Below are 16,412 nucleotides of genomic sequence, written 5' to 3' on the forward strand. Positions count from 1 at the left end.
AGGTAACGAAATCATGAAATCCGCCATCGCTGTTCTCGTATTTACGCTGCTCAGCATTTGTTTTTTTGAGTATGGACAACAGTTCGCCTCACAACTATCGACTCAAATCGGTGCCTGTGGACTGGTAGCCGCTTTCCTCTCACTCACAATCACTGCCTTCACTTCTTGATACGCAGTCTTAATACACACCCCCTAAGGATCCCCATCCTTAGGGACAGGGGACTCACACATCGGGCTCCCTAATGTCTCAGAATCCTAACCGACTGCCACTGCTCATTGAAATTGGTCTTCTGGCGTCCAGAGCGCTTACGCAAGAGCGTATTGATCATCTGGTTGTCGCAGGCGAGATTACACCGCATAAGACCGCTGACGCTCATTGGGAGGCGGTCATCGACAAGTTGGAAGACTTGGTACTCATGGATCACATCGACAACTTTAATCCGAGCCACAGTCCGATACTTGCTGGTTCGGGGCTCTTAAACTCGTACTGGACACTCAGGCATTGGAAGGAACTAGCCGAAAAGCCTGATTGCTGACATAAACTCACAAAGATTCCATACCAAACGTTCTCAAGAACGAAAACCAACCTGACCGGGTAATTCACCTCCCGGTCGGGCCAGGTGGTTGCCCGCACCTGGAGAATTACTATGTCCATCACCATAAATCACTTGCCATCCACTTTGCTGAAGCTGCCTGTTGTGCTGACGCCTTCCGCTTGGAAAGAGTCTGTTCATTTGGAACAACCGTCACACATTGCGGAGATCGGCACTCGTCTAGGTGAAGTCGTACTCGAAGCCTATCGCGAGCTGCATCTGCAGCCAGATGAGGTTCAGATCGACTTCGGTATCTATCGTTTTCTACCCAACGGGGACCGCTCGGGGCGTCATTGGCTCGAACTGAGACTTCATCGGATAGATGCCATAAACGGCAGTCCCTACCTTTGCATTTCGCTTAGAGCTGAACAGCCTCTCAACCTCTTCTGACCCAGTCGTCAACCTGAAATCACGAACAAGCCCGAATCTTCGGGCTTTTTTTCGGGCTTCCATATAAGTGGCCTGCCCGATAATCCGGAGTAGTCATGATCAATCTGCCCGGCTATTTGGCCATACGCACCATCAGCGGTCGCAACGGCGCTTTCAACGTTGGGCGACTTTCGACGTCCATTGGTGAGTTCGTTATCAAGGACGCGCTGCTGGACCAGTACCACGAGGGCAAATATCGAGGTGATTTTGTGATCACCGAAATTCGTCCCTCCTACTACACAAACGGCGGCAGATTAGTGGTCGAAGTCCGCGCCAGGCTGGACAGTATGTCTTTGGACGATGTGGCTAACCTGAGCGCCGACGAGGCTGACAGGCTGTCCAACAACGAAACTGACCCACTCGACGAAGAAGCATCCAGCGGCTCGTCGTCAAACAGACCTCGTCCGGCTATTCAAACAACGTCGAGAAGATCAGTTTCCGCTGACAGTGACGCACCGTTTGGGATGACGAGATCCGAGCCTGAGAAACAGGTCACCGCCCATGAGGCTGATGCAGAGCTGTTCGGCACGATCTGGCCAATTGGACGTTCAGTCAAGCTGGACACAACTGTAGACCGTAAGCGTCTGCGGCAACAATGTGTTCGCCTTGGCGAGCTCGGGTATGAACTTGACTTCAAGCTGCAGATTTGGAATCTCAGCACTGATTGACCTTGTTTAGAACTGAGCGTTTTCTATTTTCACTTCCCCTGAGGGCTCCCTCATGGGTGCTCCTCATTACTGACTGAAGGAGCATTACATGCACCCACTTTTCATGAATCTCAAGAAACAGATCCTGGACACCATTGAGGATCAACTCACCAACAACGAAGAAGCCCCTGACGCAGAAATCTGGAACATTCTGGTCGACGAACTCGAACTGACCATAGAACAGGCGGACGCGGCCATAGCAATGCGACCGCGCTTTCGATGCGAAATATTCATTGCGGGGCAAAGCCCGTTATATCAAACAAACACCGTAACCTTCGATCCGCATCAGAAAAAACTCGTGGCTGCTGAGCCTTTGAGTTTCGATCAGATCTTAGAGATATACACGATGCTGTTGAAGAGTCGACCGGGTTACCGACTCAAACTGGGGGCTCACTGGGCCGCTGGTTTGAACTCAGAGGGTGAGCTGTATTGCACCCATCTAAACCCATGCGACAAAAACATCATGTTTGAAGTTTACGACTTCGACCGCGATGCGTTCGTTGATGGTCGCTGGCAGTATGAGACAGAAAAACAAACACGGGCGGCAATCGAAAACCCCGTATTTATCCGCTAAACACATTGAATCCCGAGGGGCATCACCGCCCCTCAGGGCGGTTCCCCTCCTGTTTTGGAGGTCCTAATGCCGAACCGCACTCAACTCTTTCACATAGAAGAATGCCCGGATCTGTACGTCGACGCGTGCGTCTGTGACGAGCAGCGAAACCTGATATTTATCTCAGCCTGGGGCCGCGACACGGCCATGCAGGAGTTTCTGGCCAGGCTAACACTCGGTAACTCCGAGAACGGCTTGGACCAGTTCCACATTGTCATGAATGACCAACGCATCCCGGTGTTCCCTGATACGGATCTGTTGGAAAAACGCACCACTCGCCAGCTTCGCGGAACGCTGTTCGGTAGCCTGCTGCACTTATGGCTGTTCGATCAGCGTTGCTCGCAGCCGGATAGAGCAAACCATTCTGCTTACGCGCTCATCAATCAAGCCCAAGACCCGTTCGATAAGTTGTGGCCGCTGATCGTAGACACTTGCCCTCTTCCTTTCCTTCCACATTGGCGTGAGCCGGTGATGGAAGTCCTTACTGAGCACAACATGTTGTATCCGCTACCGGGAGCTATTGGCTCGGTGACAGCCTGGCGTTTGTCGCTGCAGCTGGACGTGCTCGAAAAAGTCCTGGGCGAACTCATTCGCGTAGGAAAACTCACCACTGAAGTTACGGCGTAGTTCACGCCACCAGTCTAAGGAGCCAACCATGGCTTTGATGTTCTCACGGCTTGCCCGTAATTTTGCACGCAACGGCTATTACCCCACTGACGAACTGACTCTGGAGCGCACTCTGCAGGCCTTGTTGCCGGCGTCCTCGGGACGGATGCGGATTCTTGATCCCTGTTCGGGAGAAGGAGTGGCTTTGGCTGAGGTCGCACACCGACTGGAGCGAGACCGAACAGAGGCGTATGCGGTTGAGTACGACAAAGAGCGCGCTGATCATTCAAAAACGTTGCTGGACCGAGTTCTGCAGGGTGACTTGATGGACACCATGATCTCTCGACAGTCCTTTGGACTGCTCTGGCTCAACCCTCCCTACGGGGATCTGGTCGCTGACCACTCCGGCGCTTCACAGTACCAGGGTAGCGGGCGCAGAAGACTTGAGAAGGTGTTTTACCAAAGGTCACTGCCGTTGCTTCAGTACGGAGGAGTGATGGTATTCATCGTTCCTCACTACGTGCTGGACGACGAGCTGTGTGGCTGGCTCACCAATCACTTTACCGGGCTGCGGATCTGCGCTGCGGTAGACCGGACGTTCAAACAGGTCGTTATATTCGGGATCAGGGTGCGCCGTCAGGATCTGGCAAGACCCCGGGAAGTGGCTGCGATGCGTGAGCATTTGCGGGCAATCGGATCTGGGGAGCAAGCTGCTGATCTGCTACCGGCCTCTTGGCCATGGGAGCAATACGCTGTGCTACCGATCGCCAATGATCTGGAACACTTCTACCGAATCACCCTTGAACCAGATCAATTGGGTGAAGAGGTTCTTCGTCTGAAAGGCCTATGGCCTGATTTCACGCTGAACTTTGGCCAGACTGGCGCTCATCCGCGCGCGCCCGTGAAGGCACTTTCACGGTGGCACTTGGCGCTGGCACTTGCTGCTGGAGCCATAACCGGTGTGGTGACCTCTCGTTCTGGACGTGTCCTGGTGCTCAAGGGCGACACTTACAAGGATAAGGTTCCCAAGACCGAATTCACCGAGGACGAGGACGGCAACGTGTTTGAGACTCGGATCTTGACTGATCGTTTTGTGCCAAGAATTCGGGCATGGGATATGACGCCAGGCTCATCCTATCTAGGATGCGCACTGACCATCAGCTCGGATGCGACAACACCATCTGCACACACAGCTACCTCAAACACTGCTGCACGTAGTCAGGACGCTTCATTTGAACTTGGCCGTGTGATGCTCACGCACAGCGTTCAAAGTCTGCTTCACAATAGCTCTCTCGACGTGAGGCAGTACCTGGGCCGTCACGCGACGGGCGATTGGGGCGAGATTTCGAACGACGACTGGGACAGCAACCAGCAAGCACTGAGCGCTGATGGCCGAGTGTTCTCCGGGTATGACATCGACGCAGAGGATGAGACCAGACTCTGGATCATTACCGAGTCTGATCGTTCAGTAACAACAGTCATGTTGCCATCTGACTACTAACAAACCTTACCAAGACCTTTAAATCATCTAACCGCACCTCAGGGTATGAACAATACCCTTGGTGGTGTCGTGCATGCCCTGTTTACCCCATTAGTGGAGAAACATCATGAACGACCTACCTTTGTCTTCGCCTGTAGGCCACCCTCGTGTGCCAACTTTGAACATTGAGCTCACTGAGTTTATCGAGGAGTTTGGTGACGAACTCCTCGAGTCACTCAACCGCTCGAATCCACCGGTCTATGCCGGCATCGACAATCCGGCTCGGCAGTGGGTGCTGGACGGCCTCAAACGACAGCCCTTCCCTGCCCAGGCTCAAGTGGTCCAGGCAATTGCCGCGCTTTTGCTCGATCAGAATGAGCAGGCTGGGATCATTAATGCCGAGATGGGTACAGGCAAAACAATGATGGCCATCGCAGTCGCTGCCGTCATGCATGGAGCTGGTTATCGCAGGACGATGGTCATCGCTCCTCCGCATCTGGTCTACAAGTGGCGGCGCGAGATCCTCGAAACCATTCCTGACGCTCGTGTCTGGGTGCTTAACGGACCGGATACCTTGGTCAAGCTGCTGAAGCTGCGCGATCAACTGGGAAATACCTACGACGGACGTCAGGAGTTCTTTATTCTCGGCCGCGTGCGGATGCGGATGGGGTTTCACTGGCGTCTGGCCTTTTGGCAACGACGTGCCGGCGGTGGAAGGAGCCTGGCAGCGTGTCCAGATTGTGGACGTCTGCTCCAGGACCCGGAAGGCAATCTGATCACCGCTGAGGAATTTCAGCGTGAAGAGCGACGTCGACGCTGCGAACACTGTGATGCGGCTTTATGGACGCTGATGCGTCCGGGAAAATCGGATGGCGGCAGCCGCCGCAACACGATCCTTAAGTCGATGTGTCGCATCCCTACAATCGGACCTGTTCGTGCAGAACGGCTTTTATCTGACTTCGGCGAAGACTTTCTCGCCTCGATGCTTCTGGACAATGTCTCTGAGTTCATCAACCTGATGGACGCCAAAGGCAATTTCATCTTCAGCGACCGCCAGGCCAAGCGCATGGAGCGTGCGATGGCCAACATCGAGTTCGGGTTCGGCGAGGGGGGTTACCAGCCCACCGAGTTCATCAAGCGCTACCTACCTGATGGGTGCTTCGACCTACTGGTCGTGGACGAGGGGCACGAGTACAAAAACAGTGGATCTGCTCAAGGCCAGGCTATGGGTGTACTTGCAGCCAAAGCTCGAAAGACTGTGGTGCTGACCGGCACTCTTATGGGCGGCTATGCAGACGATCTGTTCTACCTACTGTTCCGGATCCTCACCAGACGTATGATCGAGGACGGCTATCAACCCAACGCGCGAGGGAGCATGGCACCGGCTGCAATGTCCTTTATGCGAGATCACGGGGTATTGAAGGATATCTACACCGAGCGAGATGGCAGTTCTCACAAGACGGCCAAAGGTAAGAAACTCTCCGTGCGGACCGTCAAAGCTCCAGGGTTCGGCCCGAAAGGCATTCACCGCTTCGTTCTACCCTTCACTGTGTTCCTGAAACTCAAGGATATCGGCGGCAACGTGCTACCTGGTTATCGGGAGGAGTTCATCGATGTTCCGATGTCTCCAGACCAAGAGGCGGCTCACCGTAAGCTTGCCCAGACCTTGACCGTCGAGCTTCGGCAGGCGCTGGCCCGTAGAGATACGACGCTGTTAGGGGTGGTGTTGAACGTGCTGTTGGCATGGCCGGACTGCTGCTTTCGACCTGAGGTGGTGAAACATCCTCGATCCAGAGACACGTTGGCTTTCGTGCCGTCGGTCTTCGATGACGACGAACTCATGCCGAAGGAACAGGCCCTTCTGGACCTATGTCTTGCTGAAAAAGCTCGGAACCGCAAGGTTCTGGTCTACTCGGTTTACACGGGTACCAGAGACACCACAAGCCGCATGAAGCGGGTGCTGGAACAGTCGGGACTGAAGGTGGCAGTGCTGCGTGCATCGGTGGACACAGCCAGGCGCGAGGACTGGATCCTCGACCAGGTTGATCGAGGTGTCGACGTACTAATCACCAACCCGGAGCTCGTAAAAACAGGTCTGGATCTGCTCGACTTTCCGACCATTGCCTTCATGCAGACGGGTTACAACGTCTACACGGTGCAACAGGCGGCGAGGCGGTCATGGAGGATCGGACAGAAGCAGGACGTCAGGGTGATCTTTTTCGGCTACATCGGCAGTTCTCAGATCACCTGCCTGCAGCTGATGGCCAAGAAGATCGCCGTATCACAGAGCACGTCAGGGGATGTTCCAGAGTCTGGTCTGGACTCGTTGAACCAGGACGGTGACTCCGTAGAGATGGCTTTGGCGAGGCAGCTTATCAACGTTTAAAAATTGCCACCTTCGGGTGGCATTTTATTCTGCCCGAACTGGCGGTAGGTGCCTCAAACACAAAAGTCTTGACTGACGGGCCGAGCAAAGTTACTAGTACCAGTCTGCAATGTGTGACATTTCAACCACTAGCATCAGAAGTTGCACTGTAGGGAGCTTACCCGAACGTACCAATTAGCGCCGATGCTGCCCAAGGAAGAAAAATTGAACTACATCCAAGACATTAAAACAACATTAAAAAACTTCGCCACAGAAGATAACGATTCTTCTATAGTTTTGAAAGGGGCCTGGGGAACAGGCAAGACGCACTTATGGCAGCAAGTCGTATCAGCCGAAGCAGGACTCTTCAAGAAGCGCAACTACAGTTACGTATCATTATTCGGAATAAGCACTTTAAAAGATTTGAAGCGCGCTTTATTTGAGAATAAAGTCCTCCGAGAAAGTGCAGCATCACAACCCAGCGCAGATAGCTTTCACGAAAATCTAAAGGATTTAGCTGGTAAATCCTCCAGCTGGCTTCGTAAAGGCTCATCACTTCTGAACGACATAACCGCATTCGGATTCCGCGGAGTAGGACCTGCAGTCGAGGCGCTCCAATTTTTCAGGGTAACAGACACACTGATTGTGCTGGATGATTTTGAACGCAAGAGCTCGTCCCTACATGACAAAGAAGTCCTAGGCCTAGTATCTCTGCTAAGCGAGAGCAAAAACTGTCGTGTTTTGATGCTTCTAAATGACCAAGGACTTAGCGCCGAATACACCTCATACCACGAAAAAGTTTTTGACTACGAAATCAATTTTGAACCATCTGCCAGAGATGCTGCTTCAATCGCACTTCCCGAGACCCCAGAAGTCTTTGGCATTCTCAAGGAAAACTGCATAAAACTTGAGATTACCAACCTCCGACTACTTACCAAAATTAGGCGCTACGCTGAGATAATCTTAAAATCGATAAAAAACAAAGATCTCAAAGTAGTTGATCGAGCCTTTTTAGTGTTACCCCTAGCCATCCAATCAATTTATGGGGGGCCGAACGCCAAAGCCGAAATTGAGTTCATATTGCGAGAGCAATATAGGCCTTGGTTTGATTTGAACGATCCAGATCCTGCCATGCAAAAAAAGCGAGAGGAGCACGACAAAAAACTTCAATTTTTACATGACTACGGCTTATCAGCTATAGATGAGCTCGACATGTCTATTATTAAGCTTGTCCAGAATGGGTACGTTGAGCAGAGCAAGCTTGACGAGGTTGTTAAAAAATTTGAAGAAAAAATAGAACATGAAAAGCATATGCACAAACTCAGAGCGGCATGGGACTTTTATCACAAATCTTTTTTTGACAACGAGCAAGCTGTGATAGATGGCTTTAACGGTGCAATTCTTGAAGGCCTCCATCACTTCACACTAAGCGAACTCGACTCCATTACCGGCCTGTACTACGAACTCAATCGTGCAGATGAGATAAACCCGATAATCGAACAATATATGTCCACAATTATTCAAAAATTTAATTTTGAGGACAAGGAGGATGTGTTCCATTGGCCAGCATCCAGCTACCTAGATGAGAAGCTTAATGAGTACTTCTTGGCCAAATGCAGCGTAAGAAACCGCAACTTGCAAGAGCTTATAAGCAGCGCAATGGAATCAAAAAGTGGAATGCAAGTTCATGGGGCCATCGAAGGATTATCATTAGTCGACGAAAAAGAATACTTAAACTACTTAGCGACTCTAGAAAACTCTGAACTAACCAACATAGTTAGAATGCTTTTGAAATGCGGAAACGTGGTCACACACGACACGGATGCTCAAAAGGCTTACAAACTCACATTTTTGAAGACATACAGAAGCCTGCTGGAGCTAGCGTCACGCTCACAGCTAAACAAAACGAGAATGGTAAAGTTCCTGTCCTATGAAAAGCTATATCAACGTCTTGAATTGGAGATTAAGCAGCAAGAATCTGAAAAGTTATCGTCATCAGATTCCATATCCGAGGATTGAAATAACTGGCGGTGATGGGCGGCGAGGCTCAGCACTTACGGCAACGCATTCTAAGCCTGAGGCGAGGTAGCTCAGCTGGATAGTGATCCGTCAGTAGATTTGAAGATGCATGTGTTCCAAAAAAACCGTGAGCTGCTATCACATAGAGCTTACGGCGATCTAAACCTATTCCGACCGGAAAAGGGTTTCCTACTGTTACAAACCACATTTTTTGCGAACGTGCCTCACATCTTGAGTGAGGTCCTCCATGAAGCTGCCACTGCGCCCTTCTCTTTCCAGCACCACCGTCCTGCAAATCGTGGCCCTGATCGTCCTGATCGGCATGCTGGTCTACCAGCAGTGGCAGATTTTCCACCTGAAAACAGGTTTTGAATCAGCTGCGAACCTGGATACCGTAAACGCGATCACCCAGCGCATCAACGGCGTGGATGACCGGCTCGATGCCGCCAGCCAGTTGAAATCCGTGACCATCGATGACTTCAGGGCCGGCCAGCAGGCTCTGTCAAACCGCATCGATGCCGTTCAAGCCCTCCTGAAGCAGGTGCAGGAGGCGGCGAAGGACGCTGCCCAACAGGGTGCCTCGATGCAAGAAGTTGTGGTCATGGGCGCTCGGATCGAGGAGCTGCAAGTGAAACTCCAAGACCTGCGTGCGGCTAAACCAGCATCTGTTCAATTCACGGCAGCCAAACCAAAGACTCCACCCCCCTCCCGCAAAACAACAGCACAAACCAAAGTCCCGGAGGCTCCTCCCCCGTTTTCGGTCGTGGGTGTGGAGTACCGCGGGGGCGAACGTTTCTTGTCAGTTGCGCCGCCTGGCAGCACTCAGCTGAGTCAGCTGAATCTGGTACGCCCGGGCGACATGGTTGCGGGGAGCAACTGGCAGCTCAACAGCCTGGATGACTCCCGCGCCCTGTTCAGCATCAACGGCTCAACCCGCATCCTGCCCCTGCGCCCTTAGAGGTTCACATGACCGTTTACAACCTGCGAATGTTCACACTGACGGGAGTCATCCTGATCACAGCAGCTGGCATGGCCAACGCTGCAACAAACAGTTCTGCACAGTCCACCAGTAGAGAGCAACAGAGCGCCGTGCTGGACAGTCAGTCGCAATCGAGCGACGAGATGCTTGCACGAGACTGGAACCTCAGTCCTCAGGAATGGCAGCGCTATCAAACGCTGATGCAGAGTTCACGAGGTGTGTATTCCCCCGGGCTGGATCCGCTGACAGCATTGGGTATCGAAGCACGCAATGATGAAGAGCGCCGGCGGTATGCAGAGCTCCAGGTCAAAGCCGAGGCGCAGCGCACGGCAAAAGAGTTAGCGTATCAACGCGCATACGATGATGCCTTCAAACGCCTCTACCCCAATCTTATGCCCATCGCCAGTTCGGCGTCCCAAAGTGCGAACTCGAGCCCTGCCACTCAGGGCAACGGCCGATTGGCAGTGTTCGTTAAGGATGACTGCCCGGAATGCTCAATTCGGGTGAAGGCCCTTCAAGCTCAAAAGCAGCCGTTTGACGTGTACATGGTGGGTAGCCAGAACGACGATGAACGAATTCGCAACTGGGCGATTGTCTCGGGGATCGACCCTGCGAATGTCAGAACCCGACAAATCACCCTCAACCATGACGGTGGACGTTGGCTTGGCCTGAGCTTGGGTGGCGAGTTACCGGCCGTTGTGCGAGAGGTGAATGGGCAATGGCTACGTCAGTGACGTGGGCAGGCCTTGCCCTGCTGTGCTTCGCGTTGACAAGCCATTCAGCCGAGCTTCCCCCGCCGGCTTATCAACTGGCTGCCCACGCCGCGAACATTCCGTCGGAAGTGCTCTACTCGGTGGCACTGCAGGAAAGTGGGACGCCACTGCGGGGCCAGCTGGTCCCGTGGCCTTGGACGCTGAACGTTGCCGGCGCTAGTTATCGTTTTGCAACCCGTGCCGATGCCTGCACCGCACTTATCATCGCACTCGCGCAGGCGGGTCCCAAGCGGGTCGACGTCGGATTAGGTCAGGTCAACATGGGCTGGAACGGCCAGAGATTTAAATCAAGCAATCCGTGCGACGCGCTCAATCCCTACAAGAACCTCGATGTAGCTGCACAGATGCTCGCCGAACTGCGCGCGCTTGGCGGTGACTGGATCACCGTAGCCGGACGCTATCACCGGCCTGCCGGCGGCGCTCCAGCCGCCAATTACCGCAAGGCCTTTGCCAAACATCTCAGCCGGGTAACCGGCATTCAAATGCTGGTGACCAATCCATGACCCGATCAGTGATCCTCGGCGCAGCGCTCTGCCTGCCATTTATGATCTGCCAAGCTGCAGAGCTCACCGTGGTTGAAGACAAAGGCGGTGACTCAGCGTTGCCTTACTATCGATCTCTCAATCCCGAGCCGTCCTCTTCTGTCTCAAATCACCTGACCTCGCAACTGGATCCTGTAGCAGCACAGGGATTGCCGGTACGCACCACTCGAATGACTCCAGGGACAGTTCAAGGCCGAATCATCAACGCGCCAGGCCTGCAGCCTTTGTTCCTGATCGGGGACGATGAAACATCACGCCGATGGCTACAAGAGCGCGGTGCGGTGCTGAAGCAGATGCAGGCCGTAGGACTGGTGGTCAACGTGGCCACACAAGAACGACTTGCCATAGTCCGGAGTTGGTTGCCCGAGGCGCTCGTATCCCCCGCATCTGGTGACGAGCTTTCTCAGCGCCTCGGCCTGAACCACTATCCGGTGCTGATCACCCCAACTGCCATCGAGCAATAGGAGGTCGACTCATGGCTCATGATTACGCCATTGAATCACTGCTCAGGCCCGCCGTTGAGCTGTACACCGTGTACGTGTGCGCTGCAGGCGCATTCCTATGCGTGTTCGCGCCCTGGGCTTTTGCGCTGACGCCACTATTTGGCATCGTGACCTCTGCGGGCTTTCTCGCTTTGGGTTTAGTGCGTCTGAAACAAGCTTGGCAGGTGCTGCGCTATCGCCGAAACATCCGTCGACTGCCTCATTACACGATGACCAGTAAAGAAGTGCCGGTCAGCAATCAACGTCTGTTCATCGGACTTGGCTTTCGCTGGCAGCAGCGCCACACGCAACGGTTGATGGATACTTATCTGCCGAAGTATTCCAGCTACGTGGAATCCACCTCGTGGTTCCGGGCAGCACGTCGGTTTGAGGAAAGAGCAGAGTTTGCTCCCTACCCTGTCCGGCTTCTGGCCAGAGCCACATCTTGGGACGTGCCCATCAACCCAGTGCGACCTCTGCCACCCGTAGGCGGCTTGCCAAGGTTGCACGGCATCGAGCCATACGAGGAGAACGTCTCTCTTCCGTTGGGTGAGCGAGTGGGCCATTCGATTGTTCTGGGCACAACCCGTGTCGGAAAAACGCGCCTGGCTGAGTTGTTCATCACTCAGGACATTCGGCGGAAAAAGCACGGCCAGCACGAGGTCGTCATCGTCTTTGATCCGAAGGGCGATGCAGATTTGCTCAAGCGCATGTATCTCGAAGCCAAACGCGCCGGCCGCCTGAATGAATTTTATGTCTTCCACCTGGGCTGGCCTGATCACTCGGCACGCTACAACGCCGTTGGGCGTTTTGGGCGGATTTCGGAGGTGGCCACCCGGATCGCAGGCCAACTCTCAGGGGAAGGTAACTCAGCAGCGTTCCGTGAGTTCGCATGGCGTTTCGTGAACATCATCGCAAGAGCCCTTGTCGCATTGGGCCGTCGACCTGACTACCTGCAGATCCAGCAGCACGTGATCAACATCGAAGGGATCTTTCAGGAATACGCACTCAAATACTTTGATGAGTTTGATCCAAAAGCGTGGGACGCCATCGTTGCCATTGAAGGCAAGCTCAACGAAAAAACCGTACCGTTCAACATGAAGGGCCGTCCGTTTCGCGTGGTTGCTATCGATCAATACCTCTCTCTGACGCGCGTAGCGGACCCGGTCATGGATGGTCTGCGAAGTGCGGTCCGCTACGACAAGACCTATTTCGACAAGATCGTCGCCTCGCTGCTGCCGCTGCTTGAGAAGCTGACGACTGGAAGAATGGCGGAACTGATCTCGCCTGATTATCAGGACGTGAACGACCCGAGACCGATCTTTGACTGGATGCAAGTCGTCCGCAAAAAGGCCGTGGTTTATATCGGCCTGGACGCCTTGTCGGACACAGAGGTCGCCGCTGCCGTCGGCAACTCTATGTTCTCCGACCTGGTCTCGGTCGCTGGCCATATCTACAAGTTCGGTGTCGACGACGGACTACCGGGCGGCGTCCCTGGCACCAAAGTGCCTATCAACCTCCATGCCGATGAGTTCAACGAACTGATGGGTGAGGAATTCATTCCGATGATCAACAAGGGTGGCGGTGCCGGCATGCAGGTGACTGCCTACACCCAGACAATGAGCGATATCGAAGCGAAGATCGGTAACAAGGCCAAGGCTGGCCAGGTGATCGGTAACTTCAACAACGTGTTCATGCTGCGCGTCCGCGAAACGTCCACCGCCGAGCTGCTGACAAACCAGTTGCCTAAGGTTCAGGTTTTCACATCCACCCCGGCCAGCTCGGCGAATGACAGTGCAACGGGCAATACCGCGTTCACATCATCCAGTCATGACCAGGTGCAGCAGGTCAGCGTGCCAATGATTGAGCCAGCACACGTCGTCGGCCTGCCCAAGGGCCAATGCTTTGCGCTCATGGAAGGCGGCAATCTGTGGAAAATCAGAATGCCTTTGCCTGGCCATGATCCTGATGAAGTAATGCCGGCAGATCTGCAGGCCTTGGCGGAAAGCATGCGTCAGACGTATCAGGTGGGCAAGGTCGACGACACTGGCTGGTGGTCAGCGCCCGGTTATCAGACGCTAAACGAGTCGCTGCCTGCAGATCTGCTCGACGACTTCAAAAAAATCGCTGTTGCACCTGAGGATGCGGCATGACTCTCGGCGGGTTGAGCGATCGGCAAGGGGGCATCTGATATGGCGGACGTTGCCGATCGCGCGAAACAGCAGCAAGACCACGAACAGTCGTTCATAGGATCTCTCTTCACCCTGCCATTCCGATTCGCTGCAGTGATGTTCCTCTCTCTGGGGGGAGCCATCATCGTCGAATGGATCTGCATGTACTTCTTCTGGCCGGAGGCCGGTTGGCAGCATGCTCGTGCAATGCTCGATCATGAACTCAGCTGGCTCTCCAAGGGGTTCCTGCAGAGTGTGGTTGTTCAAGAGCCAGGCCGAACGGCGACAGGGCTGGTTCAAACCACATATGACTGGCTGGTGGTCAAGACTGGGCTTCAGGACTGGGTTCAACACACCTCTGATTATGCTGCGACAGGACAACGATCACGCGGTTTCGATATGCGCTACATGCTCGGCGTGGGAGTCAGCAAGTTTCAGGATTATGGCCTTGCGGCGCTCTACACGACACTGGTGTTTTGCGTGCGTCTGGTGATCCTGACCCTCGCAATCCCTTTATTTGTGATGACGGCATTTGTTGGTTTTGTGGACGGGCTGGTGCGCAGAGACTTGCGGCGGTTCGGTGCCGGCCGCGAGTCCAGCTACCTCTATCACAAAGCTCGGGCAACGATGGTGCCACTGGTGATCATCCCCTGGAGCCTCTACCTGGCTCTGCCATTCAGCGTGAGCCCATTATTGGTGCTCCTGCCATGCGCGGCACTGCTCGGCCTGGCGGTCAGCATTACGGCGTCCAGCTTCAAAAAATACCTTTAGGTGCCCTCCATGCAATGGACAGAAGAACAACTGCCGGCTATTCACTCCTTCGCAAAGAAGCTACTGGTCCAGGCATTTGCCGGTACCGGGAAGACAACAACACTTGTCGGTTACGCCACGCATAACTCGTCGGTCAAAATGCTGTACCTCTGCTACAACAAAGCCGTTGAGATCGCGGCAAAGAACCGTTTTCCACGCAATGTGACCTGCAAAACAGCTCACGGCCTCGCCTACGCTGTCTATGGCAGCCAGTACAAACACAAGCAGGCTGGCAACCTACGTTTGACCGACATCGCGAGGACGATCAATACCCAGGATTGGGAGCTGGCCAAAGATATCGTTTCTACCCTCAATGCCTTCATGGCCAGCAAGGATCTGGAGCTGCTGGAAGACCACTTTGTGCGATTCCAGAGCAACCGCACACTGACCTCGGTCCAGCAGCAGTACATGAGTAAAGCGCTCAACCTGACCAGAGACGTTTGGGAGAAGATGGTCGATATCAACGATCGCTCAGTCCCCATGACGCACGATGGCTATCTGAAGCTGTACCAGATGAGCCAGCCAGATCTGAGCCAGCGTTTCGGTGCGATTTTGCTCGACGAAGGGCAGGACGTGAACCCGGTCATCGCGAACCTGGTCCAGATCCAAACAATAACTCAAGTCACTGTAGGTGATCGGCATCAGCAGCTGTATCGGTTCAGAGGCGCTGTGGATGCTTTAAACAGCCCGGCGATGAAGGACGCCGAGAAGCACTTCCTGACTCAGAGCTTCAGATTTGGACCGGCTGTTGCCTACGTGGCCAACGTCATCCTTTCCTTCAAGGGTGAAAAGATCCCCCTGCAAGGCCTGGGACAGCCGACGTTGGTGAAACGAGCCTTACCGGACGATCTCCCTCACCGCACCTACCTGCACCGTACTGTGAGCGGTGTGATCGAGAACGCGCTGCGCCTGGTCAACCAAAACCACCGCATGCAGTGGATCGGAGGGATCGACAGCTATTCCTTGCGCGATCTGGAGGACCTGTTCTATTTCAGCCGGCATATGAATGACCAGGTCCAGCAGCGCAAATTGCTGACCGACTATGCCGATTACGACCAGTATGTCGTGATCGCGAAGGCCACGCAGGATCCTGAGATGCTGCGCTCGATCAAAATCATCGAAAACTATGCGGATCTGCCCCAACGGATCGAGCAGCTCCGTGCTGCATCTGTCACGTCGGAGCTCGATGCAACCGTGACCCTTACCACTGCGCACAGAGCCAAAGGGCTGGAGTGGGATTTCGTTGGGCTTTATGACGACTTTTCTGCAGATCCGCTCTCCCCTGACATCGACGCCGGCAAACGCGACGATGAGCTGAACCTTCTATACGTAGCTGTCACACGAGCCATGAAGATTCTGGCCGTCAACTCGCTGGTGATCGACATCATGCAGCGCTTCAAAGACAACCGATCCGTAATCGCGGCCACTGCGTGAGGCTGACCCATGACCACTTTTGAATACACCCAGACCTTCGTCCCACTCCCCTACAAAACCGTTACCAGCGGCGTGCTGATATTCAAGTCGACGGACGACACTACCGAACCGGACATGCACGGATATTTGAACAACCCTGAAACGCTGGCCGTGTTGAATCGCCACGGCAGAGAAGGATGGGAGTTGGTGAGCGTTCAGCAGATCAATCGTGGCCATGAACAAATTGGCAACCAAAACGCACAGGGCTGGGCGTTTGGCTACGCGATCAGCACCGGGTTTGTGTTCTTCTTCAAACGCAGCACTGCATCTTTAACTTCATTGGACAAACCCCCTCAGACCTAAAAAGGGTTTCGTACTGATTCCATCCGGGCCGATGGTCATGCTGTGGGCATAGATTCCTACAGCTTCC

Annotated in this window: 15 protein-coding genes; all 15 read left to right on the top strand. The window is 53.9% G+C overall.

Annotation, left to right across the window (positions count from 1 at the left end):
* Nucleotides 1-647: 647 nt before the first annotated feature.
* The 15 genes from RYC17_RS14185 (at nucleotide 648) to RYC17_RS14255 (ending at nucleotide 16,345) form a co-directional block, all read left to right on the top strand.
* Entirely contained in the window at nucleotides 648-983 is a 336-nt protein-coding gene (locus tag RYC17_RS14185; RefSeq protein WP_004662777.1) for a hypothetical protein, read from the top strand.
* 95 nt (nucleotides 984-1,078) lie between these two features.
* On the top strand, nucleotides 1,079-1,690 hold the full coding sequence (locus tag RYC17_RS14190) for a DUF3275 family protein (protein ID WP_010201239.1): 612 nt from the start codon (nucleotides 1,079-1,081) through the stop codon (nucleotides 1,688-1,690).
* A gap of 88 nt (nucleotides 1,691-1,778) precedes the next feature.
* Nucleotides 1,779-2,303, top strand: a complete 525-nt coding sequence (locus tag RYC17_RS14195) for a hypothetical protein (RefSeq protein ID WP_316903492.1) — start codon at nucleotides 1,779-1,781, stop codon at nucleotides 2,301-2,303.
* Nucleotides 2,304-2,369: 66 nt separating this feature from the next.
* The gene (locus RYC17_RS14200; protein WP_016981084.1) at nucleotides 2,370-2,969 is read left to right on the top strand and encodes a hypothetical protein; all 600 of its coding nucleotides are present in this window, start codon (nucleotides 2,370-2,372) and stop codon (nucleotides 2,967-2,969) included.
* A 28-nt stretch (nucleotides 2,970-2,997) separates the two neighbouring features.
* Nucleotides 2,998-4,449 (top strand): DUF6094 domain-containing protein, encoded by a 1,452-nt coding sequence (locus tag RYC17_RS14205; protein WP_316903494.1) that lies wholly within the window; start codon nucleotides 2,998-3,000, stop codon nucleotides 4,447-4,449.
* A 106-nt stretch (nucleotides 4,450-4,555) separates the two neighbouring features.
* On the top strand, nucleotides 4,556-6,814 hold the full coding sequence (locus RYC17_RS14210) for a DEAD/DEAH box helicase (protein WP_316903496.1): 2,259 nt from the start codon (nucleotides 4,556-4,558) through the stop codon (nucleotides 6,812-6,814).
* Between the two features lie 204 nt (nucleotides 6,815-7,018).
* Nucleotides 7,019-8,812 carry a hypothetical protein gene (locus RYC17_RS14215; RefSeq protein ID WP_316903498.1) on the top strand — a complete coding sequence of 598 codons (1,794 nt, stop codon included), beginning with the start codon at nucleotides 7,019-7,021 and terminating at the stop codon, nucleotides 8,810-8,812.
* A gap of 247 nt (nucleotides 8,813-9,059) precedes the next feature.
* Complete coding sequence (locus tag RYC17_RS14220; RefSeq protein WP_316903500.1) at nucleotides 9,060-9,770, top strand: hypothetical protein; 711 nt, start codon at nucleotides 9,060-9,062, stop codon at nucleotides 9,768-9,770.
* A gap of 8 nt (nucleotides 9,771-9,778) precedes the next feature.
* Entirely contained in the window at nucleotides 9,779-10,525 is a 747-nt protein-coding gene (locus RYC17_RS14225) for a TIGR03759 family integrating conjugative element protein (protein WP_046835294.1), read from the top strand.
* Nucleotides 10,510-11,067, top strand: a complete 558-nt coding sequence (locus tag RYC17_RS14230; RefSeq protein WP_010216478.1) for a transglycosylase SLT domain-containing protein — start codon at nucleotides 10,510-10,512, stop codon at nucleotides 11,065-11,067. Before RYC17_RS14225 ends, RYC17_RS14230 begins: the two co-directional genes overlap by 16 nt.
* Entirely contained in the window at nucleotides 11,064-11,570 is a 507-nt protein-coding gene (locus tag RYC17_RS14235; RefSeq protein WP_316903504.1) for an integrating conjugative element protein, read from the top strand. Before RYC17_RS14230 ends, RYC17_RS14235 begins: the two co-directional genes overlap by 4 nt.
* A gap of 11 nt (nucleotides 11,571-11,581) precedes the next feature.
* Nucleotides 11,582-13,741 (top strand): type IV conjugative transfer system coupling protein TraD, encoded by a 2,160-nt coding sequence (traD, locus tag RYC17_RS14240; RefSeq protein ID WP_316903506.1) that lies wholly within the window; start codon nucleotides 11,582-11,584, stop codon nucleotides 13,739-13,741.
* Nucleotides 13,742-13,780: 39 nt separating this feature from the next.
* Entirely contained in the window at nucleotides 13,781-14,530 is a 750-nt protein-coding gene (locus tag RYC17_RS14245; protein WP_316903509.1) for a TIGR03747 family integrating conjugative element membrane protein, read from the top strand.
* A gap of 9 nt (nucleotides 14,531-14,539) precedes the next feature.
* Nucleotides 14,540-16,003 (top strand): UvrD-helicase domain-containing protein, encoded by a 1,464-nt coding sequence (locus RYC17_RS14250; protein ID WP_003435730.1) that lies wholly within the window; start codon nucleotides 14,540-14,542, stop codon nucleotides 16,001-16,003.
* A gap of 9 nt (nucleotides 16,004-16,012) precedes the next feature.
* Nucleotides 16,013-16,345 (top strand): DUF4177 domain-containing protein, encoded by a 333-nt coding sequence (locus tag RYC17_RS14255; RefSeq protein WP_316903512.1) that lies wholly within the window; start codon nucleotides 16,013-16,015, stop codon nucleotides 16,343-16,345.
* Nucleotides 16,346-16,412: the final 67 nt, after the last annotated feature.

This window comes from Pseudomonas syringae group sp. J248-6 (assembly GCF_032586995.1).
Classification (GTDB): domain Bacteria; phylum Pseudomonadota; class Gammaproteobacteria; order Pseudomonadales; family Pseudomonadaceae; genus Aquipseudomonas; species Aquipseudomonas amygdali.